The sequence below is a fragment of the Cupriavidus necator genome, assembly GCF_040578825.1.
Lineage (GTDB): Bacteria > Pseudomonadota > Gammaproteobacteria > Burkholderiales > Burkholderiaceae > Cupriavidus > Cupriavidus necator_E.
In genome coordinates, this window is sequence record NZ_JBEFLI010000090.1 from 1 (window position 1) to 24249 (window position 24249).

General features: G+C 67.5%; 16 protein-coding genes, 1 rRNA gene and 1 pseudogene. 7 read left to right on the forward strand and 11 right to left on the reverse strand.

The window, feature by feature from the left end; translation table 11 throughout:
• Window positions 1-270: pseudogene (locus AB1I47_RS29715) on the forward strand (hypothetical protein); the annotation flags it as partial.
• Window positions 271-371: 101 nt separating this feature from the next.
• Here the strand turns inward: AB1I47_RS29715 and AB1I47_RS29720 are convergent.
• Both AB1I47_RS29720 and AB1I47_RS29725 read right to left on the reverse strand, forming a co-directional pair.
• On the reverse strand, window positions 372-2054 hold the full coding sequence (locus AB1I47_RS29720; protein WP_354687268.1) for a long-chain fatty acid--CoA ligase: 1683 nt from the start codon (window positions 2052-2054) through the stop codon (window positions 372-374).
• 184 nt (window positions 2055-2238) lie between these two features.
• Window positions 2239-2916, reverse strand: a complete 678-nt coding sequence (locus AB1I47_RS29725) for a TetR/AcrR family transcriptional regulator (RefSeq protein ID WP_354687269.1) — start codon at window positions 2914-2916, stop codon at window positions 2239-2241.
• A 240-nt stretch (window positions 2917-3156) separates the two neighbouring features.
• Between AB1I47_RS29725 and AB1I47_RS29730 the strand changes: the two genes are divergently transcribed.
• The 3 genes from AB1I47_RS29730 to AB1I47_RS29740 all read left to right on the forward strand — a co-directional run bounded on the left by AB1I47_RS29730 (window position 3157) and on the right by AB1I47_RS29740 (window position 9685).
• Complete coding sequence (locus tag AB1I47_RS29730; RefSeq protein WP_354687270.1) at window positions 3157-4929, forward strand: AMP-binding protein; 1773 nt, start codon at window positions 3157-3159, stop codon at window positions 4927-4929.
• Between the two features lie 93 nt (window positions 4930-5022).
• Window positions 5023-8331, forward strand: a complete 3309-nt coding sequence (locus tag AB1I47_RS29735) for an acetyl-CoA carboxylase family protein (protein ID WP_354687271.1) — start codon at window positions 5023-5025, stop codon at window positions 8329-8331.
• A gap of 67 nt (window positions 8332-8398) precedes the next feature.
• Complete coding sequence (locus AB1I47_RS29740) at window positions 8399-9685, forward strand: branched-chain amino acid ABC transporter substrate-binding protein (protein ID WP_354687272.1); 1287 nt, start codon at window positions 8399-8401, stop codon at window positions 9683-9685.
• Window positions 9686-9731: 46 nt separating this feature from the next.
• Here AB1I47_RS29740 and AB1I47_RS29745 read toward each other — a convergent pair whose 3' ends face one another.
• Together AB1I47_RS29745 and AB1I47_RS29750 are read right to left on the reverse strand one after the other, a co-directional pair.
• Entirely contained in the window at window positions 9732-10868 is a 1137-nt protein-coding gene (locus AB1I47_RS29745; RefSeq protein ID WP_354687273.1) for an aminopeptidase, read from the reverse strand.
• Between the two features lie 8 nt (window positions 10869-10876).
• Window positions 10877-12985 carry a molybdopterin-containing oxidoreductase family protein gene (locus AB1I47_RS29750; RefSeq protein ID WP_354687274.1) on the reverse strand — a complete coding sequence of 703 codons (2109 nt, stop codon included), beginning with the start codon at window positions 12983-12985 and terminating at the stop codon, window positions 10877-10879.
• A 260-nt stretch (window positions 12986-13245) separates the two neighbouring features.
• Between AB1I47_RS29750 and AB1I47_RS29755 the strand changes: the two genes are divergently transcribed.
• Window positions 13246-14445, forward strand: coding sequence for an ABC transporter substrate-binding protein (locus tag AB1I47_RS29755; RefSeq protein ID WP_354687275.1), 1200 nt, complete (start codon window positions 13246-13248; stop codon window positions 14443-14445).
• A gap of 79 nt (window positions 14446-14524) precedes the next feature.
• Here the strand turns inward: AB1I47_RS29755 and AB1I47_RS29760 are convergent, their stop codons facing one another.
• The 5 genes from AB1I47_RS29760 to AB1I47_RS29780 all read right to left on the reverse strand — a co-directional run bounded on the left by AB1I47_RS29760 (window position 14525) and on the right by AB1I47_RS29780 (window position 20253).
• Window positions 14525-15586, reverse strand: a complete 1062-nt coding sequence (locus tag AB1I47_RS29760; RefSeq protein ID WP_407935937.1) for an ABC transporter ATP-binding protein — start codon at window positions 15584-15586, stop codon at window positions 14525-14527.
• Window positions 15583-16581, reverse strand: a complete 999-nt coding sequence (locus AB1I47_RS29765) for an ABC transporter ATP-binding protein (RefSeq protein WP_354687276.1) — start codon at window positions 16579-16581, stop codon at window positions 15583-15585. The genes AB1I47_RS29760 and AB1I47_RS29765 overlap by 4 nt, the downstream gene beginning before the upstream one ends.
• A 14-nt stretch (window positions 16582-16595) precedes the next feature.
• Window positions 16596-17552, reverse strand: coding sequence for an ABC transporter permease (locus tag AB1I47_RS29770; RefSeq protein ID WP_354687277.1), 957 nt, complete (start codon window positions 17550-17552; stop codon window positions 16596-16598).
• Between the two features lie 3 nt (window positions 17553-17555).
• Complete coding sequence (locus AB1I47_RS29775) at window positions 17556-18533, reverse strand: ABC transporter permease (protein ID WP_354687278.1); 978 nt, start codon at window positions 18531-18533, stop codon at window positions 17556-17558.
• 133 nt (window positions 18534-18666) lie between these two features.
• Window positions 18667-20253 (reverse strand): ABC transporter substrate-binding protein, encoded by a 1587-nt coding sequence (locus AB1I47_RS29780; protein WP_354687279.1) that lies wholly within the window; start codon window positions 20251-20253, stop codon window positions 18667-18669.
• Between the two features lie 321 nt (window positions 20254-20574).
• Between AB1I47_RS29780 and AB1I47_RS29785 the strand changes: the two genes are divergently transcribed.
• On the forward strand, window positions 20575-21768 hold the full coding sequence (locus AB1I47_RS29785; protein ID WP_354687280.1) for a M20 aminoacylase family protein: 1194 nt from the start codon (window positions 20575-20577) through the stop codon (window positions 21766-21768).
• Window positions 21769-21820: 52 nt separating this feature from the next.
• Window positions 21821-22846, forward strand: coding sequence for a DUF2891 domain-containing protein (locus AB1I47_RS29790; RefSeq protein WP_354687281.1), 1026 nt, complete (start codon window positions 21821-21823; stop codon window positions 22844-22846).
• A 26-nt stretch (window positions 22847-22872) separates the two neighbouring features.
• On the opposite strand, the gene AB1I47_RS29795 is transcribed toward AB1I47_RS29790, so the two are convergent.
• On the reverse strand, window positions 22873-23868 hold the full coding sequence (locus AB1I47_RS29795) for a DUF3047 domain-containing protein (protein ID WP_354687282.1): 996 nt from the start codon (window positions 23866-23868) through the stop codon (window positions 22873-22875).
• A 254-nt stretch (window positions 23869-24122) separates the two neighbouring features.
• Window positions 24123-24236, reverse strand: a 5S ribosomal RNA gene (gene rrf / locus AB1I47_RS29800).
• Between the last annotated feature and the right edge of the window lie 13 nt (window positions 24237-24249).

Genomic DNA, 24249 nt, shown 5'->3' on the forward strand with positions numbered 1-24249 from the left:
GGCGGCACCAGCGTGGGCGGGGGGGCCGCGAGCGGGGGCAGGGGTGGCGGGGTGGGTGTGGGCTTTGCGTTCGACCTGACCCGGTTGTTCAGCCGTCCTGCGCCGGTGCAGCAGATGGACCTGTTCCAGTACAAGGTGCGGACCATGGACGGTGCAATCGTGGCGGCCAATGCGCCGGCGTTGCCGGGCGTGGAACCGGGGGCGTGCGTGCGGGTGATTTATCTGGACGGGAGCCCGGAGCCGCGGCTGGCGCCGTCGAATGAGTGCTGAGGTGCGAGCCTGTGCATGCTGCTGGTGTGCTCCCCTCTCCCGCTAGCGGGAGAGGGGCCGGGGCCCAAAACCGTTGGCTTCATCTGGCGTGCACTAAAAACTCACGCCGCCTTGCGGCTGTCGCGCAGTTCGCGGCGCAGGATCTTGCCGACGTTAGTCTTCGGCAGCTCGGTACGAAACTCCACATACTTCGGCCGCTTGTACCCCGTCAGCCGCTCCTTGCAGAACTCAATCACGTCGGCCTCGGTCAGCGCCGGGTCCTTCTTGACCACGAACAGCTTGACCACCTCGCCCGAGTGCGTGTCGGGCACGCCCACGGCCGCCACTTCCAGCACGCCCGGGCATTCGGCCACCACGCCTTCGACCTCGTTCGGGTACACGTTGAAGCCCGACACCAGGATCATGTCCTTCTTGCGGTCGACAATCCTGGTGTAGCCGCGCTCGTCCATCACGCCGATATCACCGGTCTTGAAGAAGCCGTCCGGGGTCATGACCTTGGCGGTCTCGTCCGGGCGGTTCCAGTAGCCGGCCATCACCTGCGGGCCGCGGATGCAGATCTCGCCCGGCTGGCCCAGCGGCACGTCCTTGCCGTCGTCGTCGCGGATCACCACTTCGGTCGACGGCAGCGGCATGCCGATGGTGCCCGAGAACGCGTCGGTGTCGGTCGGGTTGCAGGTGGCCGACGGCGAAGTCTCTGACAGGCCGTAGCCTTCGATGATCGGGCAGCCGGTCTTGGCCAGCCACTTCTTGGCCACCGCCTCCTGCACCGCCATGCCGCCGCCGTTGGCCACGCGCAGCCCGGAGAAATCGACCTTGCCGATTTCCGGGTTGTTCAGCAGCGCGTTGTACAGCGTGTTGACTGCCGGGAACATGTTGAACCTGTACTTCTGCAGTTCCTTGATAAAGCCCGGGATATCGCGCGGATTCGGGATCAGCACGCTCATGCCGCCGCTGCGCATGCCCAGCAGGCAGCAGACCGTCAGCGCGAAGATGTGGTACAGCGGCAGCGCGGTGATGGTGATGACCTGGTCGATATGCCCGCCCTTGGCCAGCGCCGGCTGCATCCACGCCTCGGACTGCAGCACGTTGGCGACCACATTACGGTGCAGCAGCACCGCGCCCTTCGATACGCCGGTGGTGCCGCCGGTGTACTGCAGGAAGGCGATATCCTCCGGACCGGTGGTGGCGGGCTGCAGCGTCAGCTTGCGGCCCTCGGCCAGCACGCTGTTGAAGCGCACGCAGTTGGGCAGCTCCCACGCGGGCACCATCTTCTTGACGTTGCGCACCACGAAATTGACGATCGCGCCCTTCAGGCCGCCCAGCATGTCGCCCATGCTCGCGACCACCACGTGCTTGACCGGGGTCCGCGCCAGCACCTGCTGCAGCGTGGCGGCAAAGTTCTCCAGGATCACGATCGCCTCGGCGCCGCTGTCCTTGAGCTGGTGCTCGAGCTCGCGCGGGGTGTAGAGCGGGTTGACGTTGACCACCACGAAGCCGGCGCGCAGCACCGCGGCCAGCACCACCGGGTACTGCAGCACGTTCGGCATCATGATCGCCACGCGCGTACCGGGACGCAGCCCGCGCGACTGCAGCCATGCGGCGAAGTACGTCGACAGCTGGTCCAGCTCGCCGTAGGTGATCGCCTTGTCCATGCAGACGAAGGCCTTGCGGTCGGCGTAGGTACGGAAAGACGCCTCGAGCAGCGCGGCTAGCGAGCGAAACTGGCTGGCATCGATCTCGGCGGGAACGCCGGCCGGGTAGTGTTTCAGCCAAAGTCTTTCCATAGCACCGTCTCCTGAATTTCTGAATGGTCGTTCGATTTTGCCGAGATGCTAAACGTGCGCCCCGGTTAAAACAACAACTTAGACGAAGTCCTCGGGGCGTTGGATCACAACGCAGCGCCCCTGACGGGCATTATGCGCCACCGATCGGGCGGTAGCAGGGGGATAACCCTTAAGCGGTGTACGTTCACCCACCGCAGGGCAACACCAGCTTCATCATGTTGGTCGCCAGTTCCTTCGCGAGCGCCTCCGGGTCCATGCGGCCGGGCTCGTGCCAGGTGTACATGAAGCCGACCACGCTGCCGATCGCATGCGCGGTCACGCGCGCATCGCCGAAGGCAAATACGCCCTCTCGCTTGCCCTCTTCCAGTAGGGCGTACAGGTCGCGATAGAAATCGCGCGCCATGCTGTCGAGCCACGCCACGGTCTCCGGGCGCAGGTACTGGTTATCGCGAAAGCTCAGCGTCGCTGGCACGTGGCAGGCCACGCAGCGGCGCGCCATTTCGAGCAGGCAGGCATGCAGCCGCCCGCGCACCGGCAGCGACGGGTCTGCGGTCTCGCGGATCACGGGCAGGCAGGTCTGCGCCGACTCGCGGCACAGGATGTCGAAGATCTCGTATTTGTCGGTGAAGTAGTAGTAGACCGCCGGCTTGGTCACGCCCAGCGCGCGGCACAGGTCGTTCATGGTCATGCCGGGATAGCCCTTGGTGTAGAAGAGCTGCGCGGCGGTATCGAGGATCTGGCGGCGGCGCGCTTCCTGGCGCTCGGCGATATGCGGACGCGCCTTCTCGGGCTGCGGCGCTGCGTTCAGCGCGGGGGCGGCCTGCAAGGCGGGCTGGTGTACGGATCTTGTAGCGATAGACATGATGCAATTCTCGCATGACAGCATCGGCACGCCATCCCTGCCCGCCTCGTATCGCCCCACATGTATCCCATAAGGCTTCGGACGGATTGACGCCTATGGCGGATCCGCCTACGATCATATACCGCGCGGTATATAAAGTCGTACGCCAGCGCCTTACGAGTCAAGACAGCCGCAACGCCGGAGCGCACGCGATCCGCGCCTGTGCCCCGTTGCGCTGAACACCGCGAGGAGACCGCACGGATGGAGCAGACCGCAACGCAGGCCGCGCCCGCGGGCGCACCGATCGACGAGGCCAGCTACCTGGCCGACCTGCACCGCCGCTGGCAGGCCGCCTGGCCGCCCGGCGCGCCGCGCGAGCCGCAATACCCGCTGGGCCGCATCCCGTTGTCGGAGATGCTGCGCCATTGGGCCCGCACGCGCCCAGGGCAGGCGGCGGTGATCTTCTACGGCCACCAGACCAGCTACGCCGAACTCGATGCGCAGAGCGACCGCTGCGCGGCGCTGCTGGCCGCCAGCGGCATCGGCCCCGGCGACCGCGTGGCGGTGCTGCTGCCCAACTGCCCGCAGTTCCACGTGGTGTTCTTCGGCATCCTGAAGCTGGGCGCGGTGTACGTGCCGGTCAGCCCGCTGTCGCAGCGCGCCGAACTGCTGCACGCGTTGCGCGACGCCATGCCGCGCGCGCTGGTGGCGCTGGACCAGCTTCTGCCGCTGGTGGCCGATACCCGCGCAGAGCTGGGCGATGCCGACCCGCTCGCACTGCTGTTCGTCACCAGCTTTGCCGACGTGGTACCGGCCGAACCCACGCTGCCGCTGCCGCCGATGGTGCAGGCACCGCGCCACGCGCCCGAGCCCGCAGACCGCGCTATCGACCTGCTGCCGGCCATTGCCGCCTGCAACGCCCCCGCGCCGAGCACCGTGCCCGCCATCGACGGCCCCGCCGCGCTCAACTACACCGGCGGCACCACCGGCCTGCCCAAGGGCTGCATCCATACCCAGGGCGATATGGTCGACATGGCCGCCGCGTTCGGCGCGGTGGCAGTGCCGGTGCAGGACGACACCGTGATGCTGGGCTTCTTCCCCGAGTTCTGGATCGCCGGCGAGAACCTGTGCCTGATCTTCCCCGCCTTCTTCGGCATCCCGCTGGTGCTGCTGGCGCGCTGGGACGCGCAGACCTTCATGGCGGCGGTGCAGCGCTACCGCGTCACCAATGCGTCGATGCTGGTCGACAGCGCGGTCGAGGTGATGGACCACCCGCGCGTGGGCGAATACGACCTGCGCTCGCTGCGCCATGTCGGCGTGTCGTCCTTCGTCAAAAAGCTGAACCTGGACTATCGCCGCCGCTGGCAGGCGCTGACCGGCTCGACCATCGCCGAAAGCGCCTGGGGCATGACCGAGACCCAGACCTGCAACACCTTCACCTACGGCATGCAGGACGACGACCTGGACCTGCGCGCGCAGCCGGTCTTTGTCGGCCTGCCGGTGCCCGGCACCGAATTCAAGGTGTGCGACTTCGGCACCGGGGCGCTGCTGCCTGTCGGCAGCGAGGGCGAACTGTGCGTGCGCACGCCGACGCTGCTCAAGGGCTACTGGAACAAGCCCGACGCCACGCGTGAATCGCTGCGCGGCGGCTGGTTCCATACCGGCGATATCGGGCTGATCGACGAGCACGGCTACATCCACTATCTGGGGCGCCGCAAGGAGATGCTCAAGGTCAACGGCATGAGCGTGTTCCCGGCCGAGATCGAAGCGATGTTCGGCCAGCATCCGGCGATCCTGGGCTCGGCGGTGGTCGGGCGCAGCGACGAAGGCCGCGGCCAGGTGCCGGTGGCTTTCATCCTGCTCAAGCCGGAGGCCGCGGGCACGGTCGATGAAGCCGGGCTGGCGGCGTGGTGCCGCGCCAGCATGGCGGTCTACAAGGTGCCGGAAGTGCGCATTGTCGAGGCGCTGCCGCTGACGGCTACCGGGAAGGTGCGCAAGCAGGATCTGGTGGTGTTGGCTGAGCAGGCTGACTGACGCTGCAGCTTACGACACGCCCGCCCTCTCCCCCGGTCCCTCTCCCGCATGCGGGAGAGGGCAGCAACCCGATGGCTTCGTCGCCCCCTCATCATGAATGCTGACAAGCTGCTGATCGCCAATCGCGGCGAAATCGCCATCCGCATCGCGCGCGCCGCCGCCGCGATGGGCATGCCTACTGTCGCGGTCTACAGCGAGGACGACCGCGATGCGCTGCATGTGCGCAAGGCCGACGCCGCCATCGCGCTGCCCGGCACCGGCCCGCGCGCCTACCTCGACATCGGTGCCATGGTCGACGCCGCGCGCCGCGCAGGTTGCGGCATGGTGCATCCGGGCTACGGCTTCCTGTCCGAGAACGCCGACTTTGCGCAGGCGTGCCTGGAAGCGGATCTGGTCTTCGCGGGCCCGGCGCCGGACGTGCTGCGCCTGTTCGGCGACAAGGCCCGCGCCCGCGCGCTGGCGCGCGAACACGGCGTGCCGGTCGTGCCCGGCAGCACCGGCCCGACCACGCTGGCGCAGGCGCATGCCTTCTTCGACAGCCTGCAAGGCCACGCCGGCATGATGATCAAGGCGCTCGCCGGGGGCGGCGGGCGTGGCATGCGGGCCGTGCGCCACGCCAATGAGATCGATGAAGCCTATGCGCGCTGCGTCTCGGAGGCGACCGCCGCATTCGGCAACGGCGCGGTCTACGTCGAGCGCATCGTCAACGCGCCGCGTCATATCGAGATCCAGGTGGTGGCCGATGCCGACGGCCGCGTGCTGACGCTGGGCGAACGCGAATGCAGCCTGCAGCGGCGCCACCAGAAGCTGGTTGAGATCGCGCCCAGCCCGTCGCTCGATGACGCGCTGCGCGCGCGGCTGGCCGAGGCCGCCGCCACGCTCGCGCGCGCCGCTGCCTATCGCGGCCTGGGTACCTTCGAGTTTCTGGTAGAGGACGGCGGCAGCGCCGGGCCGTCGTTCTGGTTCATGGAGGCCAACCCCCGGCTGCAGGTCGAGCATACGGTCACAGAGATGGTGACGGGCGTCGACCTGGTGCAGACCCAGCTTGCGATTGCAGCGGGTGCGCGCCTGGCCGACCTCGGGCTCGGGCAGGCACCCGCCGCTCGCGGCGTCGCGGTGCAGTTGCGCATCAATGCCGAGCATCTCGACGCGCACGGCCAGCTGCGCCCCGCCAGCGGCACGCTGACCGCGTTCGAGCCGCCCAACGGCCCCGGCGTGCGCGTCGACAGCGCCGGCTTTGCCGGCATGACAGCCAACCCGCGCTTCGATTCGCTGCTCGCCAAGCTGATCGTGCACGAACCCGGCGGCGACTATGCGCGCGCGCTGGCGGTCGCCTACCGCGCGCTGTGCGAATTCCGCATCGAAGGCATCGACACCAACCGCCGGCTGCTGCAGGACCTGCTGCAACTGGACGATGTGCGGCGCAACGCGGTGCACACGCAATACCTGGATCAAACCCTGGCTGCGCTGGCCGGCACCGACGGCGACCATCCGGCGCTGCATGCGCCGCCGGCCCTTGCCGCGGAGATGCAGATCGATGACGACCAGGCGCTGGCCGACATCCCTGCCGACGGCGTCGCCGTGGCCGCGCCGATGGACGGCGCGCTCGCCGCGATCCACGTGCGCGAAGGCGACACCGTGCGGCGCGGCCAGCCGCTGGCCATCATCGAGGCGATGAAGATGGAGCACCCGCTGGAAGCGCCCGCCGCCGGCATCGTGCTGCGGGTGCTCGCCGCCGCGGGCGCGGCGCTGCGCGCCGGCGCCCCGGTGGTGGTGCTGGCACCCGGCGACGACGCCGGCCATGCCGCCGAGGTCGCGGCGGCCGCCGACCTCGGCCATATCCGCGCCGACCTGCTCGAAGCGCTGGAGCGCCAGGCCCTCGGCCACGACGCCGCGCGCGCGCAGGCCGTCGCAAAGCGGCACGCGCAAGGCGGCCGCACCGCGCGCGAGAATATCGCGCAGCTCTGCGACGACGGCTCCTTTATCGAATACGGCGCGCTTGCCATCGCGGCGCAACGGCAGCGCCGCAGCGTCGACGACCTGGTCCGCTCGACCCCCGCCGACGGCATCGTCACCGGCATCGGCACCGTCAACGCGGCGCGCTTCCCCGAGGCCGACACACGCTGCATGGTGCTTGCCTATGACTACACCGTGCTGGCCGGCACGCAAGGCTTCTACGGCCACAAGAAGCTGGACCGGATGCTGGCGCTGGCGCGGCAGTGGCAGGTGCCCGTGGTGCTGTTCGCCGAAGGCGGCGGCGGACGGCCCGGCGATACCGATATGCCGGTGGTGGCCGGGCTGGACTGCACCTCGTTTATCCAGTTCGCGCGGTTATCGGGCCAGGTACCGCTGGTGGGCATCGTGTCGGGCCGCTGCTTTGCCGGCAACGCCGCGCTGCTGGGCTGCGCCGACGTGATCATCGCCACGCGCAGCGCGACCATCGGCATGGGCGGTCCGGCGATGATCGAAGGCGGCGGACTCGGGGTCTATGCGCCGGAGGAAGTCGGTCCGGTCAGCGTACAGGGACCCAACGGCGTGATCGACGTGCTGGTCGATGACGAACAGGCAGCGGTCGACGCGGCGCAGCGCTACCTGTCCTATTTCCAGGGCGATGTGGACGACTGGCACGCCGAAGATCCGCGCCACCTGCGCCACGCCATTCCCGAGAACCGCCTGCGCAGCTACGACATGCGCGCGGTGATCGCGGCGCTGGCCGACAGCGGTTCGGTGCTGGAACTGCGCGCCGCGTTCGGCACCGGCATCATCACCGCACTGATCCGGATCGAGGGCCGCGCCTTCGGCTGCATCGCCAACAATCCGCGCCACCTCGGCGGCGCCATCGACAGCCCCGCCGCCGACAAGGCCGCGCGCTTCATGCAGCTATGCGATGCGCACGGCCTGCCGGTCGTGTCGCTGTGCGACACCCCGGGCTTTATGGTGGGGCCGCAGGCGGAGAAGAGCGCAACGGTGCGGCATGTGTCGCGCCTGTTCGTCACCGCCGGCGCGCTGCGCGTGCCGTTCTTCACGGTGGTGCTGCGCAAGGGCTACGGGCTGGGCGCGCAGGCGATGGCGGGGGGCAGCTTCGCCGCGCCCTTCTTTACCGCGGCGTGGCCCAGCGGCGAGTTCGGCGCGATGGGGATCGAGGGCTCGATCCGGCTCGGCTTTCGCAAGGAACTGGAAGCGGTGGCCGATCCCGACGAGCGCGAGGCGCTGTTCGCGCGCATGGTCGATGCCGCCTACCAGCGCGGCCGCGCCCTCAATATGGCAAGCCACCTGGAGATCGACGCCGTCATCGACCCAACCGACACGCGCCGCTGGCTGCTGCGCGGACTGGCATCGGTGCCGCCCGGCAGCCTGGGGCGCCGGCACGAATCGCAGCGACGTTTTATCGACACCTGGTAAGCGGCGCGCACGACGCCGCCCGGGGCCCGACCATTAGACGCAGCATACCGACAGGAGGAGACACCTGATGCACCGCACCGTCTGCAAGACTCGCAAGCTTCGTCCACTGGCCACGCTCGCGGCCGCCGCGCTGATTGCCCTCGCACCGGCCGCGGCAGCCGCGCAAGCCACCAACGCCCCGATCAAGGTCGCCTTTATCGACCAGCTCTCCGGGCCGCTGGCCAACGTCGGCGAAATCTTCCAGGCCAACCTGAAGTTCGCGCTCGACGACGCCAACGCGCAGGGCGGCGTGCTGGGGCGCAAGTACGAGCTGATCAGCTACGACAACAAGCTGTCGGCGCAGGACAGCCTGTCGGCGCTGCAAAGCGCGATCGATGCCGGCGCCAAAGTCGTGTTCACCGGCGGCTCGGGCTCGTCGGTGGTGACCGCGCTGGTGGAAGCCGCGACACGCCACAACGAGCGCAATCCCGACAAGCGCATCCTGATCGTCAACTACGCATCGATCGACCCGGACCTGACCGGCGCGCGCTGCAGCTTCTGGCATTTCGCCACCGAAGCCAATACCGCGATGAAGATGCGTGCGCTGGCGGACTTCACGCGCGAGCAGAAGGACATCCACAAGCTCTACCTGCTGAACCAGGACTATGCGCATGGCCGTGTCTGGGCGGCGCTTGGCCAGCAGATGATCACCAGCGCGCGTCCCGACACGAAGATCGTCGGCGAGACGCTGCACCCGCTGGGCAAGGTCAAGGACTTCGCGCCCTATATCGGCAAGATCAAGGCGAGCGGCGCCGACACCGTGGTCACCGGCAACTGGGGCCAGGACCTGAGCCTGCTGATCAAGGCCGCCGGCGATATCGGCTATGACGTGCGCTACCTGAACCACAGCGGCGGCGGCGCGCCCGGTACGGTACTGGCCGTGTCGCAGGCGAAGACCGGGAAACTCACCTGGGTGTCCGAGTGGCTGCCCAATGGCGACGACCCGGTGCTGGCGCCGCTGGCCACGCGCGCCAGGCAGACCGCGGCGGGCGAGTACTTCGCGCCGCGCGTGCTGGTGTCGGTGCAGCTTGTCAGCGAGGCGATCCGGCGCGCCGGCAGCGACGATCCGACCAGGGTCGCCTTTGCGCTGGAGGGCCTGCAGATGCGCACCGCGCTGGGCGAGGTGGCGATGCGCAAGAGCGACCACCAGTTGCTGCTGCCGCAAGTGGTATCGACGGTGGCACCGGTCGACGGCAAGACGGTGAAGGTCGGTGCGGAAGGCACGCAGTACGGCTTCCGGCTCAACAGCACCACGCCGGCCAAAGCGCTGGACCTGCCCTCGGCATGCCGGATGAAGCGGCCCGCAGGCACCTGAGGCACCTGAGGCACCTGAGGCACCTGAGGCACCTGGACCAGCCGGCTCAGTTAGCCTCGGCCGCCTTGCCGCCCGCGGTCAGCGTATCGACGCGCGTCGCTGGCGGTGCCAGCCGGCGCAGCGCGGCCTCGCGCTGCGCCGCGGGCAGCGCGCCGATGCGGCCGGCCTCGGCATAGAAGCGGCGCCAGTCGCCGCCGCACTGGACCAGCAGCGCGGTAAAGGCCGGCACCCATTGCTGATAGGTAGCCACCGCCGCAAGGTGGGCGTTGGTCAGTTGCTGGTCGAACCAGCGGTCATAGCCGGTGTAGCCGCCCCACTCCGTCTTCAGCCGCGCGTATTGCGCGCGCAGGTCGGCGAAGATCCGGGCCTTCTCCTCGCGCTTGGCGGTGTCGTCCAGCGGCGTCAGGTACAGCGCCGCCAGCCGGTCGCGGGTGGCGAGCAGCAGCGCGCGGAACTGCTGGCGCCGCGCATCGTACTGGCGATAGCTGGCGCGCGCGTCCTCCGAGGCGTCCTCGGCCAGCCAGCGCTCCACGCCCGCCGCCTCTACCGCGGTGGCGAAGGATTCGTTGAAGGCGGTGTCGTTGCGCACGTAGACCACCTGGTGCGCCAGCTCGTGGAAGATCAGCCGTGCCAGCTCGCCTTCGGGCAGGTAGACGAAGGTGTTGAGCAGCGGATCGTCGAAATAGCCCAGCGTTGAATACGCGGGGATGCCGGCCACATAGGCCTCGTAGCCGTTGCGGCGCAGGCTCCGCGCGTACTGCTCGGCATCGGACTGCGCGTAGTAGCCGCGATAGCTGATGCAGCCGACGATGGGGAAGCACCACTTGCGCAGCTCCATCGACAGCTCGGGTGTGGCAAACACGCTCCACACCACGTAGGGCCGATGCAGGTTGGCGTAGCGGCGGTAGCTGCCGTTGTCGGGCAGCTTCAGCTCGCGCGAGGCAAAGTCGCGGATGCGTCCTGCCAGCGCCAGCCGCTGCGCCAGGCGCGCGTCGTTGGCGTCGCGCGCGCTGGCGATGGCGTCGTTCAGCGACTGCGCCTGCGCCATCACGCCGAGGTGGCCGCCGATGGACTGCGCGTAGTAGCCCACGGTATCGCAGCCGGCCGTCAGCAGGGCCAGTGCCGCCACCCCCGTCGCCGCCAGGATTGCCGCCCCGCGCCGGCGGCCGGGCCGCGGCTTCATGCCCCACCTCATGCCGTCAGCACTGCCCCTTCCGTGCAGGGTTCGACCTGCACCAGGCAGTCATAAAACACCGGCGCGCGGCCGAGGTCGGTCAGGCGCTGGCTGGTCAGCTCGTTGGCGTTCTTGCCGTCCGATGCGAGCTTCTTCCACCAGATCGACAGCCCCACCACCAGCCCGCGCCGGGCGCGGTCGGTGACGCGGGCGCGCGCCACCATGCTGCCGCGGTCGTTGAAGGCGCGCACCATCGCGCCGTGGACGATGCCGCGCTCGGCGGCGTCGGCCGGGTGGATGTCCAGGTGCGGCTCGCCCTCGGTGGCGCGCAGGCTGTCGACGTTGACGAAGGAGCTGTTGAGGAAGTTGCGCGCCGGCGGCGAGATCATCGCCAGCGGATAGCGCGCCGCCAGCGCCGGCGCGGTCAACGGGGCCTCGTACTGCGGCACGTAGTCGGGCAGCGGGTCGAGGCCGTCGCGCAGCATCGGCTCCGAATAGAACTGGCATTTGCCGGTGGCCGTCGGGAAGCCGCCGTTGGCGAACGGCGCCGCCGGCAAAGCCAGCTTCTGCCAGCCCTGCTCCTTCAGCGATTCCCACGTAATGCCGGCGGCGCGCGCATCGCCCGGGATGATGGCCTGCGCGGCGATGGCCTCGTCGCTGTCGGCAAAGCACGGGTCATTGAAGCCCATGCGCTGCGCCAGCCGGCGGAAGATATCGGTGTTTGGCAGCGCCTCGCCCATCGGTGCCACCGCGGCGTTGTTGGCGAGGAAATAGGTGTGGCCGTAGGCCTTGTGAATGTCGGTGTGCTCGAGCTGCGTGGTGGCCGGCAGCAGGATGTCGGCGTAATCGGCGGTGTCGGTACGGAAGTGCTCCAGCACCACCGTGAACAGGTCTTCACGCGCGAACCCTTCGGCCACCTTGCCCGATTGCGGCGCCACCGCGACCGGGTTGCTGTTGTAGACCACCACGGCTTCGATGCGCGGCGCGCCGTCCCTGGCGGGATCCAGCAGCGCATCGCCGATGGTGCTCATATTGACGATGCGCGGCAGCGTCGTCGGCCAGCCCGGCAGCAAGTCCGGGCGTTGCAGCGCGGCTTCGTTGACCGGGAAGAAGCCCGAGGTCGATAGCTGCAGTCCGCCCGCTGCATCGCGCCACGCACCGACCAGCGACGGCAGGCACGCCACCGCGCGCACCGCCTGGCCGCCGCCATGTACCCGCTGCATGCCGTAGTTCAACCGGATCGCCACCGGCTGGCGCTCGCGCACCGCCAGCTTGCCGTAGAGGCCGGCCAGCCATTCGATGTCCTCGACCGGAATGCCGCAGATCCCGGCGGCACGTTCCGGACTGTAAGCCTGCGCGCGCTCGCGCAGCGCCTCGAAGCCCACGGTGTGGCGCTCGATGTAGTCGTGGTCGAGCAGGTCGTCGCGGATCAGCACATGGATCATCGCCAGCGCCAGCGCGCCATCGGTACCGGGCATCGGCGCGATATGGCGGTGGCACTTCTCGGCGGTCAGCGAGCGGTACGGGTCGATCGCCACCAGCGTGGCGCCGCGCCGCTTGGCCTCCTGCGCGCGCGTCCAGAAATGCAGGTTCGAGGCGATTGGGTTGCCGCCCCAGATGATCACCAGCCGGGCATCGGCCACGTGCTCCATGTCCATGCCGACGCTGGCGCCATAGGTGTAGCGCAGCGCGGTAGCGCCGGCGCTGGCACAGATGGTGCGATCGAGCCGCGACGCACCGAGCTTGTGGAAGAAGCGCGCGGCCATGCTCTCGCCCTGCACCAGGCCCATGGTGCCGGCGTAGCTGTACGGCACAATGGCTTGCGGATCACGCGCGGCGATCGCCTGCAGGCGGGTGGCGATGGTATCGAGCGCCTCGTCCCATGAGATGGGCGCGAACTTGCCTTCGCCTTTCTTGCCGACGCGCTTCATCGGCGTCAGCAGCCGGTCCGGATGGTAGGTGCGCTCTGTATAGCGCGACACCTTGGTGCACAGCACGCCCTGGGTGCCCGGGTGGTCGGGATCGCCCGCGACCTTGACGGCACGGCCGTCCTCGACGGTGACGAGCAAGGCACAGGTGTCTGGGCAGTCATGCGGGCAGGCGGCGCGGACAATGCGGGAAGCCATGGGATCTCCGGGGCGGTCGTTTTGTTCGATTGTACGGAACAGGAGGGACTGGCGCAGGCCGGCGTGGTATGGGGCTTGCGCCGCGCCGGCGGGGCGGCGCGTCCCCGTCCGTGCGGGGCGATGGCGGGGAGTATCTCGGCCCGATTGTATTCGATTATGATGTGCCGGCGCGCCCTGCCGCACCACGCCGGCGCAGACCGGCCAACAGCGGCGAACGGGTAATCACACGGGTAACCGAACCACAAATTTTGCGGGGGTTTATGTCTTTCCGATCCGGGGTCAATGGCCGGCTTGCCGGCCTGCTGGTGGCGTGCGCCATCGGCACGGGCGGCGCATCCGGCGCCGCCTTCGCCAACACGGCGGCAAGTGCCGCCACAGCCGAAAGCGGCGTCACCGCCGACACCATCCTGCTGGGACAATCGGCCGCGTTGACCGGGCCCGCTGCTTCCCTCGGCAAGCAGATGAACGCGGGTGCACGGCTGTATTTCGATCACATCAACCAGCAGGGCGGCATCTACGGGCGCAAGATCCGGCTCGAGGCGCTGGACGACTACTACGAGCCGGAGCCGGCGGCCAGGAACACGAAGAAGCTGATCGAGGAAGCCCGCGTCTTCGCCCTGTTCGGCTACGTCGGCACACCCACCAGCCAGGCCGCGCTGCCGCTGGCGATCCAGGCGAAGGTGCCCTTCTTTGGCCCGTACACCGGCGCGCGCTCGGTGCGCGAGCCGCGCAACCGCTACGTCTTCCACGTCCGCGCCGGCTACAACGAGGAAGCCACGGCGATCCTGCGCCAGATCCAGACCACCGGCCTGAAACGGGTGGCCGTGGTCTACAACGACGATGCCTACGGCAAGGCCGAGCTGGAGGAACTGGAACGCGCGCTGAAGACCGCGGCCGACAGCGGCGTGCAGCTGGTCTCGCGCGAGGGCGTGGTGCGCAACACGATGGAGATCGGCGACGCCATGCAGGGCGTGATGAAGGCGAATCCCGACGCCGTGGTGATGATCAGCGCGTACCGCACGGCCGGCGCCTTCGTCAAGGAAGCGCTGCGCCGCGGCTACAACGGCCAGTTCTACAACGTCTCGTTCGTCGGCACGCAGGCGCTGGCCAACGAGGTCGGTGCCAAGGGCAGCGGCGTGGTCATCTCGCAGGTGATGCCGCATCCGGGCAATGCGACGCTGCCGGTGGTGCGCGAATACCTGCGCCTGTTGCAGGCCGCCGGCAAGCCCCATGACTTCGATTACGCCAGCATCGAGGGCTTCGTCGCCGCCAAGGCTTTTACCGAAGGCTTGCGCCGCGCGGGGAAGGACCTGACCCGCGAAAAGCTGGTGACGGCGCTGGAATCGATGCGCAGCTATGACCTGGGCGGGTTTATCGTCAACTTCACGCCGGAGAACCACGTGGGGTCGAAGTTTGTAGAGATGACGATTATTAATTCGAAGGGACAGGTGATTCGCTGACGCGCTCAACCTGACCTGGTGTTTGCTCCCCTCTCCCATCAATGGGAGAGGGGAGAAAACCAGCGCGAGTTGAAACGCCCTACTTCATGTCATTCAAATGACACGCCGAAAACCGCATCGGCGCAATCTCCTTCAACATCGGCTGCTCCTCCCGGCAACGCGGCATCGCATACGGGCAACGCGGATGGAAATGGCAGCCCGATGGCGGATTCAGCGGCGACGGGATCTCGCCGCGGATCGCCACATAGGTCTTGCGCGCGACCTCCAGCTTGGGCGCCTCCGCCAGCAGTGCCTGCGTATAAGGATGATTGGGCGCGGCAAATACGTCCTCGGTCGGCGCCGACTCCACCACCCGTCCCAGGTACATGATCACCACGCGGTCGCTGATGTGCTTGACCACGCCCAGGTCATGGCTGATGAACAGGTAGGTCAGGTTCAGCTCTTCGCGCAGCCGCATGAACAGGTTCAGCACCTGGGCCTGGATCGACACGTCCAGCGCCGCCACCGACTCGTCGCAGACCAGGAATTCCGGCTTGACCGCCAGCGCCCGCGCAATGCCGATGCGCGCGCGCTGCCCGCCGGAGAACTGGTGCGGGAAGCGCCGCAGCACGGTCGGGTCCATGCCGACGCGCACCAGCATGTCTTCGACATACCCCTTCTGCGCCGACCGTTCGACCATGCCATGTACCACCGGCGCCTCGCCGACGATATCCAGCACGCGCAGCCGCGGATTGAGCGAGGCGTACGGGTCCTGGAAGATCATCTGGATCGCAAGCTGCTTTTCGCGGCGCTTGTCCGGCGGCAGGTGGTCGAGGTTGATGCCCCGCCAGTAGCGCTCGCCCTCCGTCAGCGAATGCAGGCCCACCGCCATGCGGCCCAGCGTGGATTTGCCGCAGCCAGACTCGCCCACCAGGCCCACCACTTCGCCGGCCTGGATGCTCAGGTCGACGCGATCGACCGCATGCACCACCTCTTCGCGCGCATGGGCGCCGAACAGGTTGGCGATGCGCGCCGCGGCGTCGAGCGATTTGACGAAGCGCTTGGACACGCCGAGCAGCTCCAGGATTGGCGCGGGCGGCGTGGTTTTCTCCTCAGCGGCAGGATTCGACATCGGTCGGGATTGCAGTTCAGTCGCGCTCATGCCGCCTCCTGGTTGGCCAGCACCGGATGGAAGCAGCGCAGGCGTCGGCCGTCACCGGCGGTTTCAAGCGGCGGCTCGGTCTTGCAGACGGCGGTCGCGTAAGGGCAGCGCTCGCGGAAGGAACAGCCGCCTGGCAGGTTCAGCAGCGACGGCGTCATGCCGGGGATCTGCCGCAGCGGCGTGCCGCGCGGATTGCGTGACGGCGCCGAGCCGATCAGCCCGTGTGTGTAGGGATGCTCCGGATGCTCCAGCACCTGGCGCACATTGCCCGCTTCCACGATCTTGCCCGCGTACATCACGCACACGGTATCGGCCAGTCCCGCCACTACCGACAGGTCGTGCGTGATCCAGATCAGCGCGGTGCCCGATTCGCGGCACAGCGTCTGCATCTCGTACAGGATCTGGCCCTGGATGGTGACGTCCAGCGCCGTGGTAGGTTCGTCGGCAATGATCAGGTCGGGCTTGTTCAGCAGCGCGATGGCGATCGCCACGCGCTGGCGCATGCCGCCCGAGAACTGGTGCGGATAGGCCTGCAGGCGCTCGTCCGGCGACGGGATGCCGACCCGCGCCAGCGCATTGCGCGCGCGCTCGCGCGCCACCGCCTTGCCCACGTTCTCGTGCGCCAGCACCGCTTCGATCATCTGCGTGTCGATGCGCAGGACCGGGTTCAGCGTCATCATCGGGTCCTGGAAGATCATCGCGATGCGGTTGCCGCGCACGTCGCGCTGTTGCGCCGGCGTCAGCGCACGCAGGTCGCGCGTGACGCCGTCGCGGCTGGTCAGCGCGATGCGCCCGTCGACGATCTTGCCGGGCGCGTCGATCAGCCCCATGATCGAATAGCCGGTCATGGACTTGCCCGAACCGGACTCGCCCACCAGCCCCATGATCTCGCCGCGGCCCACTGAGAAGGACACGTCGTCGACGGCCTTGGCGATGCCGCCGCGTGTGTAGAAATGCGTCTTCAGGTGTTCGACCACCAGTGTCGGCTGTGCCATGTTCCGCTCCCTCCTTATTGCGTCTGCAGGCGCGGGTTCAGCACGTCGCGCAACTGGTCGGCCACCAGGTTCATCGCGACGATGGTGACCACCAGCGCGATGCCCGGGAAGAAGCTGATCCAGTATTTGCCCGACAGCATGTACTGCTGGCCGTTGGAGATCAGCGAGCCCAGCGACGGCTCGGTGACCGGCACGCCCAGCCCGAGGAAGGACAGCGTCGCCTCCAGCGTGATCGCCGAAGCCACCTGCAGCGCCGCGATCACGATCAGCGGCGGCAGGCAGTTGGGCAGCAGGTGGCGGAACATGATGCGCGCCGGCGGCAGCCCCAGGCAGGTGGCGGCCTCGATATATTCCTTGCGCCGCTCGACCAGCGCCGCGCTGCGCGTGGTGCGCGCGTAATAGGCCCACTGCACCGCCACCAGCGCGATCACGATATTGCCCAGCCCCGGGCGCAGGAACGCCAGCAGGATCAGCGCCAGCAGGATCGGCGGGAACGACAGCTGCAGGTCGGCCACGCGCATGATGAAGGCCTCGGTGCGCCCGCCCAGGAAGCCGGCCAGCAGCCCGAGCGTGGCGCCCAGCAGCAGCGCGATCACGGTGCTGACCACGCCCACGCCGATGCTGATGCGCAGCCCGTACATCACCGCCGACAGGATGTCGCGGCCCTGCTCGTCCGACCCCAGCAAAAAGGTCATGCCGTTGCCGGCCTGCTCCCCCGGCGCCAGGCGCGCGTCGAGCACGTCCAGCGTGGCGAGGTCGTACGGGTTCTGCGGCGCGAGCCACGGCGCGAAGATCGCGATCAGGATGATGGTTACCAGCGTGGCCAGCCCGGCCACGGCGATCTTGCTCGAGAAGAACTCAGCGGCAAAGCGCCGCCACGGCGATTGCTCGCGCGCCGCGGCGGGAGCACCGGGCAGGCCCGGCGCGTCGTTCGGCGTCGGGTCCGGTTGTTCGACAGATACGGCAGTCATGGCTCAGCCCTTGTTGTCGGCAATGCGCACGCGGGGATCCAGCATGCTGTAGATGATGTCCACCACCAGGTTGATCAGGATAAACAGCGTCACGATCACCATCAGGTAGGCGACGATCACCGGCCGGTCCAGCAACTGGATCGAGTCGATGATGAGCTTGCCCATGCCGGGCCAGGCGAAGATGGTCTCGGTCACGATCGCAAAGGCGATGATCGAGCCGAACTGCAGCGCGATCACCGTGACGATCGGGATCAGGATGTTCTTCAGCACATGCACGCCGACGATGCGGGTATTGGACAACCCCTTGGCGCGCGCGAACTTGACGTAGTCCTGCAGCATCGCCTCCTGCGTGCCGGCGCGCGTGAGCCGGATCACCATGGCGATATTGAGCAGCGACAGCGTCACCGCCGGCAGGATCAGGTGGCGGATGCCGTCGGTGGTCAGGAAGCTGAGCGGGATGCCGAGCACGCGCACGGTCTCGCCGCGCCCGTTGGACGGCAGCCAGCCGAGCTGCACCGCGAACACCATGATCAGCATCAGCCCGACCCAGAAGGTAGGCAGCGAGAAGCCCAGGATCGACACCGTCATGATCGACTTGCCGGCCACGCCGTTGGGCCGCAGCCCGGCCCACAGGCCCAGCGGGATGCCCAGCACGATCGCCAGCAGGATGGCGCAGATGGCCAGCTCCATGGTGGCGGGCATGCGCTCGAAGATCAGCTTGAGTGCCGGGGTGCCATGTGCGAACGAGGTGCCCAGATTGCCTTGCAGCGCGTTCTGCAGGAACACCCAGTACTGCTCCCACAGCGGCTTGTCCAGACCAAGCGCCGCGATGGTGCGCTTGATGTCCTCCTGGTCGGCCTGCGGGTTGATCAGGATGTCGACGGGATTGCCGATGGCAAAGACGCCGAGGAAAACCAGCAGTGACATGACAAAGAGCACGACCACGCTCTGCATCAGGCGCCGGATGATAAAGACCAGCATATTGAAACCACTATCCTTTCGCGCAGGAACGCGCGCCACCATCCCTGGGCAGCGCGAGAGCGCTTCCCGGGGATGGCGCGGCAGCCGTACGCGGCACCGCTAACGTCGCCAGCAGGTAGCCGGCACCCGTAGCTTACTGGGGCTTGAAGTTATGCGCGTAGGTGCGCTCGTCGGTACGCGGCACGTACACGATGCCCTTCTGCGTGGCCCAGGTGGTGACCTGCTGGTGGATCGGGATGATACCGCCATCGTTGATCGCGATCGCGGTGGCTTCCTGCAGCAGCTTGGAGCGCTCGCCGTCATCCACGGTAGACAGTGCCTTCTCCAGCACCGTGTCCATCTTGGGGTTGCAGTACTCGCCCCAGTTGGTGGTGCCGAAGCCCTTCTTGCTGTCTTCGCACGCCAGCAGCGCGCGCAGCGGAGAACTGACCTCGCCCGTCTGTGCGCCCCAGCCCAGCAGCCCGAACGACCACTCGTGCTTGATGCCCTTGGACGAGTACGTCGCCATCGGCATGCCCTCCACCTTGGTGGCGATGCCGATGCGGGTCAGGTTCTGCGCGATGGTCTGCGCGATCTTCTCGTCGTTGACGTAGCGGTTGTTGGGCGTATGCAGCGTCACGCCGAAGCCGTTCGGGTAGCCCGCGTCGGCCAGCAGCTTCTTGGCGCCCTCGGGGTCGTACTTGACCGTCTTCAGGTTGGGGTTGTAGCCGAACAGCGTGGGCGGCACCAGGTTGTTGGTCGGCTCGGACAGGCCTTCCATCAGCCGGTCCTTGATGCCCTGCCGGTTGATGGCCATGCTGATGGCGTTGCGCACGCGCGCATCCTTCAGCGGATTCTTGTCCATCGGCGCGCCTTCCTTCGTCGTGACATAGGGCGACTTGTCGCGCTTGGCATCGAAGAACAGGTAGATCACGCGGTGCGAGATCTTGGAGAAGAACGACAGCTTGGGATCCTTGCGCACCTTGGGCAGGTCGGGCGTGGGCACGTTCTCGATCGCCTGCACGTCGCCCGACAGCAGCGCCGCCAGGCGCGTGGCCGGATTCGGGATAAAGCGCAGCGTCACCTTCTCCCAGGCTGGCTTCGGGCCCCAGTAGTTGTCGTTGCGCACCAGCTCGACCCGGTCGTCGCGCGCATAGCTGACGAACTTGAACGGGCCGGTGCCGATCATGCCCTTGCCTTGCGCGAAATCGTCGGAGCTCAGTCCCTGCGTGGCCTTTTTCTGCACGATGAAGATCGACGTGAGGTCGTTCAGCATCAGCGGATACGGCTGGTTGGTGGTGAGCTGGATGGTGTACTTGTCGATCACCTTCTTGTTGATGATCGCCTTGGTGTAGACGTCGAACTTGCCGGGGCTGTTCTGGATCGTGGCGGGGCGGTCGAGCGACCAGACGATGTCTTCGGTGGTCAGTTCCGAGCCGTCGTGGAACTTCACGCCCTTGCGGATCTTGAATTCCCAGGTCAGGTTGTTGACCAGCTTCCAGGACTCGGCCAGGCCCGGGATGATGCGGCTGTCCGGGTCCATCTTGGTCAGCGAATCGAACACGTGCTCCGACACGTTGATATTGGAGAACAGGTTGTAGAAGTGCGGATCCATCGAGGTCGGCGGAGAACTCATGGCCAGTTTGAGGTCCGCTGCCTGGGCGGTGCCGGCGAATGCGAGGCCAAGGGCCCCGGTCACCGCGACAGCACCAATTGCCTTCTTGAACGTGCGAAGGGACATCGCGCAATTCTCCCTGTAGGAAGTGAAGCAGACGTTAGGATCGGCAAGGCGCCAGGCCGCGGGTCACGCGGCTGGCGCTGCGTTTTGGTGCGGTGGCGCAGACGCAAAACGATGAAATTGCCGGCCGGGCACTTCAAGCATGAACTGTTCCAGCAGTGCACATGCCGCCGCAATGCGGGGAAACCCACCCGCGTGGCATATTGCACCGCGCCAAACCGGCAGCGGCGCAGAAATCGCCGCATTTTGGCGCTTTGCGAGAGGGCATCGTATGATCGGGGTATCCAACGCCAACGAACGCCAACGTCGCGTAGCCCCGCCACCATGAAGCTCATTCCCGAAATCCTTCAGGCGCAAGCCGAAATCCAGGCGATCCGCCGCGACATTCACGCCCACCCGGAACTCTGCTTCGAGGAACAACGCACCGCCGATGTGGTCGCGCGCAACCTGGAGTCGTGGGGCATCGAAGTGCATCGCGGCCTGGGCACCACCGGCCTGGTCGGAGTGATCCGCAATGGCAACAGCGGGCGCACCATCGGCCTGCGCGCCGATATGGACGCGCTGCCGCTGCAGGAAGCCAACACCTTCGGCCACCGCTCGCAGCATGCGGGCAAGATGCACGCCTGCGGCCATGATGGCCACACCGCGATGCTGCTCGGCGCGGCGCGCCACCTGGCGCAGCACAAGCCCTTCGACGGCACAGTGCACCTGATCTTCCAGCCAGCCGAGGAAGGTGGCGGCGGCGCGCGCGAGATGATCAAGGACGGGCTGTTCGAGCGCTTCCCGTGCGATGCGGTGTTCGGCCTGCACAACTGGCCGGGCATGCCGGTCGGCGCTTTCGGCACGCGCGCGGGCCCGCTGATGGCATCGAGCAACGAGTTTCGCATCGTCGTGCGCGGCAAGGGCGCGCATGCGGCAATGCCGCATAACGGCAACGACCCGGTCTTTACCGCGGCGCAGATCGTGTCGGCGCTGCAAGGCATCATTACGCGCAACAAGCGCCCCATCGATACCGCGGTGATCTCCGTTACCCAGTTCCACGCCGGCGACGCCACCAATATCGTGCCGGACCAGGCCTGGATCGGCGGCACGGTGCGCACGTTCACGGTGCCGGTGCTCGACCTGATCGAACGGCGCATGGAAGAGGTGGCGCGCGCGGTGGCGACGGCATTCGACTGCACCATCGAATACGAATTCCACCGCAACTATCCGCCCACCATCAACAGCGAAGCGGAGACCGGCTTTGCCACGTCAGTGGCGGCGGAGCTGGTCGGTGCGGCCAATGTCGACAGCAATGTCGAGCCCACCATGGGTGCCGAGGATTTCTCCTTCATGCTGCAGCACAAGCCCGGCTGCTACCTGTTCCTCGGCAACGGCGACGGTGCGCACCGCGAATCGGGACACGGCATGGGGCCCTGCATGCTGCACAACCCGAGCTACGATTTCAACGATGAGTTGCTGCCAGTCGGCTCGACCTTCTTCGTGCGGCTGGTGGAGAAGTGGCTGGCGCCTGCGTGACAGCGGGTCACCGATAACGACAATAAACGACGATAACTGGGGAGCTTCTGCGATGGGCCGCTCGGCGCTGGATCGCGAGACGGCGCGCAGCTTTGCGCGCGTGGCACTGGACAATGTCCTGCGCCGCTATCCTTACAAGCTGGATCACATGATGGCCGGTCCCGGCGACGTGGCCGAGCCTGCGACCTGGCATCCCGTGTTTTGCGGCAGCTATGACTGGCATTCCAGCGTGCATATGCACTGGCTGCTGGTGCGGCTGCTGGCGCTGTTTCCGGACCTGGAGGAAGCGCCGCGCATCCGCGAGACGCTCGATGCGCAATTGCGGCCGCAGAATATCGCGGTCGAGCTCGACTATTTCCATCGGCCCGCATCGCGCACTTTCGAGCGCCCGTATGGCTGGGGCTGGGTGCTGAAGCTGCAGGCGGAGCTGCTGGCGTTGTCGCAGCAAGATGCGCAGGCGGCGAGCTGGGCCTCTGCCTGCGCGCCGCTGGCCTCGCACCTTGCGCGCCAACTGGCCGAATTCCTGGATGTCGCCGATTTCCCGGTGCGCACCGGCACGCACTTCAACAGCGCCTTCGCGCTGGTGATGGCGCTGGCCTATGCGCGGGTGCAGCAGGATCCCGCGCTGCGCCGCGCCATCGTGCGGCGCGCCCACCGCTGGTTCGCACATGATCGGAAGTATCCGGCGCGCTATGAACCGGGCGGCGATGAGTTCCTGTCCGGCGGCATGACCGAAGCCGTGCTGATGCACGCCGTCATGGACGGTTGCGCGTTTGCGGAATGGTGGGAACTGTTCGTGCCGGGGCAGGCGGAGCTGGCCAACTGGCTGACGCCGGTGGAAGTCGCCAACCGCACCGATCCCAAGACCTCGCACCTGGACGGCCTCAACCTGTCGCGTGCGTGGTGCTGGCGCTTGCTGGAGCCATCGCTGCCCGAGGCGCTGCGGCCGCTGGCGATCCGCGCGTGGTCGGACCATATCGACGCTTCGCTCGCGCAGGCGGTCGAAGGCCATTACGTGTCCACGCACTGGCTGGCCTCGTTCGCGGTACTGGCGCTGGCTGAGCCGGTCGGCGGCTGACTGTTGGTTGTGCCGGGGCGCTGGCTTCAGTCCAGCGCAATATCCCCGTACCAGGACTCCACCTTGCTCTTGGTGTTGTCGGTATCGGTCATGATGCCGACCGCGATGACGCGGCCCGGATCGCTGCCGAACGCCTTGCGGTAGTCGGCGCGCAGGTCGCGCTCATGGCATCGCCACTCATTGGCGTGCTTCATGCCGCTATCTACCACGATCATGCGCACACGGTCAGTGTGCGGATTCGCCACCACCGAGCCTTCGGGACGCTTGCCGCCCCAGATGTACATCAGCGTGGCGTAAGGCATTTCTCGGCCGGTGGTCAGCCGGGCCATCTCGTACATCAACTGGTCTTTCAGCGGCAGGCCGCCCTTGTCGCCATCGAAGGCAACGAACAGGCGCAGCGGCGAATCCTCGCGCGGACCGTGGCTGTTGTCAGCGTTGCGGATGATGCCGCTGGTCTTCCAGGTCCAGCGCAGCATGCCGGCATCGCGGTCGCGCAGCGGCACGTAGAGGCCGGAGGCCGAACTTTCGGCCTGCGCATGGACGACCACGCGCTGGTCGACCTCGACCATCGAATAGCGGGTCGGGGTCTTGTTTCGGTTGATGGTCCACGGTTGCCAGCCGCCGGGAAGCTGGCCGCGGCGCGGCGCGGCGGAGAACAGCGGCAGCGTGGCGAGGGTAGGCAGCGGCGCTGCGTCGGCGTCGGCGTCGGCGTCGGCGTCGGCGTCGGCGTCGGCGTCGGCGTCGGCGCCATCTTCACCGGCGTCCGCTTCGGCAGCGCGGGCATTGGCTGTGGCAAGCGCGTCGACCACCGGGACGGCCCGCGGTTCGGCAACGGCCTGGGCCGCCGCGTATGCGGCCATCCGTTCGGCGAAGGCCTGGCAATCGACCGCCGAAGCACTGGCAGCCGCAATGGCCGGCTCGCCAGTGGGTACCGCTGAAACGGGAGGAGTGGATGCGCATCCTGCCAGCAGCAGCGCGCCGGCGGCGCCAGTGAAAACCAGCCGAAACACCTTGGCCGTCATGTAACCCCTCGAAACCCGAAACCGGCCCTGCTCTCTCGGCTAAGGCCTGGCTATTGCTGTTGCAAACGACGTCGTGCCGCGTGCGGGCACTTGGGTGTCGAACATAGCAGAAGCCGTGCGGTGCCGGAATGCCGGCCGACCCGCGATGCAGCGCGAAAACAACGGAAGGAGGTTACTGTGAGGGGCCCGATCGTTTCGAGCGCCCAAAAAGCAAAAACCCCAGCCTTTGTGGGCTGGGGTTCTGCGGTATAAGAGCCTGGCGATGACCTACTTTCACACGGGTAATCCGCACTATCATCGGCGCGGAGTCGTTTCACGGACCTGTTCGGGATGGGAAGGGGTGGTTCCAACTCGCTATGGTCACCAGGCATGAGGGGTTGC

Coding starts and splice junctions, on each gene's coding strand:
- AB1I47_RS29720 (WP_354687268.1), bottom strand. CDS start 2,054: ATGGAAAGACTTTGGCTGAAACACTACCCGGCCGGCGTTCCCGCCGAG.
- AB1I47_RS29725 (WP_354687269.1), bottom strand. CDS start 2,916: ATGTCTATCGCTACAAGATCCGTACACCAGCCCGCCTTGCAGGCCGCC.
- AB1I47_RS29730 (WP_354687270.1), top strand. CDS start 3,157: ATGGAGCAGACCGCAACGCAGGCCGCGCCCGCGGGCGCACCGATCGAC.
- AB1I47_RS29735 (WP_354687271.1), top strand. CDS start 5,023: ATGAATGCTGACAAGCTGCTGATCGCCAATCGCGGCGAAATCGCCATC.
- AB1I47_RS29740 (WP_354687272.1), top strand. CDS start 8,399: ATGCACCGCACCGTCTGCAAGACTCGCAAGCTTCGTCCACTGGCCACG.
- AB1I47_RS29745 (WP_354687273.1), bottom strand. CDS start 10,868: ATGAAGCCGCGGCCCGGCCGCCGGCGCGGGGCGGCAATCCTGGCGGCG.
- AB1I47_RS29750 (WP_354687274.1), bottom strand. CDS start 12,985: ATGGCTTCCCGCATTGTCCGCGCCGCCTGCCCGCATGACTGCCCAGAC.
- AB1I47_RS29755 (WP_354687275.1), top strand. CDS start 13,246: ATGTCTTTCCGATCCGGGGTCAATGGCCGGCTTGCCGGCCTGCTGGTG.
- AB1I47_RS29760 (WP_407935937.1), bottom strand. CDS start 15,586: ATGAGCGCGACTGAACTGCAATCCCGACCGATGTCGAATCCTGCCGCT.
- AB1I47_RS29765 (WP_354687276.1), bottom strand. CDS start 16,581: ATGGCACAGCCGACACTGGTGGTCGAACACCTGAAGACGCATTTCTAC.
- AB1I47_RS29770 (WP_354687277.1), bottom strand. CDS start 17,552: ATGACTGCCGTATCTGTCGAACAACCGGACCCGACGCCGAACGACGCG.
- AB1I47_RS29775 (WP_354687278.1), bottom strand. CDS start 18,533: ATGCTGGTCTTTATCATCCGGCGCCTGATGCAGAGCGTGGTCGTGCTC.
- AB1I47_RS29780 (WP_354687279.1), bottom strand. CDS start 20,253: ATGTCCCTTCGCACGTTCAAGAAGGCAATTGGTGCTGTCGCGGTGACC.
- AB1I47_RS29785 (WP_354687280.1), top strand. CDS start 20,575: ATGAAGCTCATTCCCGAAATCCTTCAGGCGCAAGCCGAAATCCAGGCG.
- AB1I47_RS29790 (WP_354687281.1), top strand. CDS start 21,821: ATGGGCCGCTCGGCGCTGGATCGCGAGACGGCGCGCAGCTTTGCGCGC.
- AB1I47_RS29795 (WP_354687282.1), bottom strand. CDS start 23,868: ATGACGGCCAAGGTGTTTCGGCTGGTTTTCACTGGCGCCGCCGGCGCG.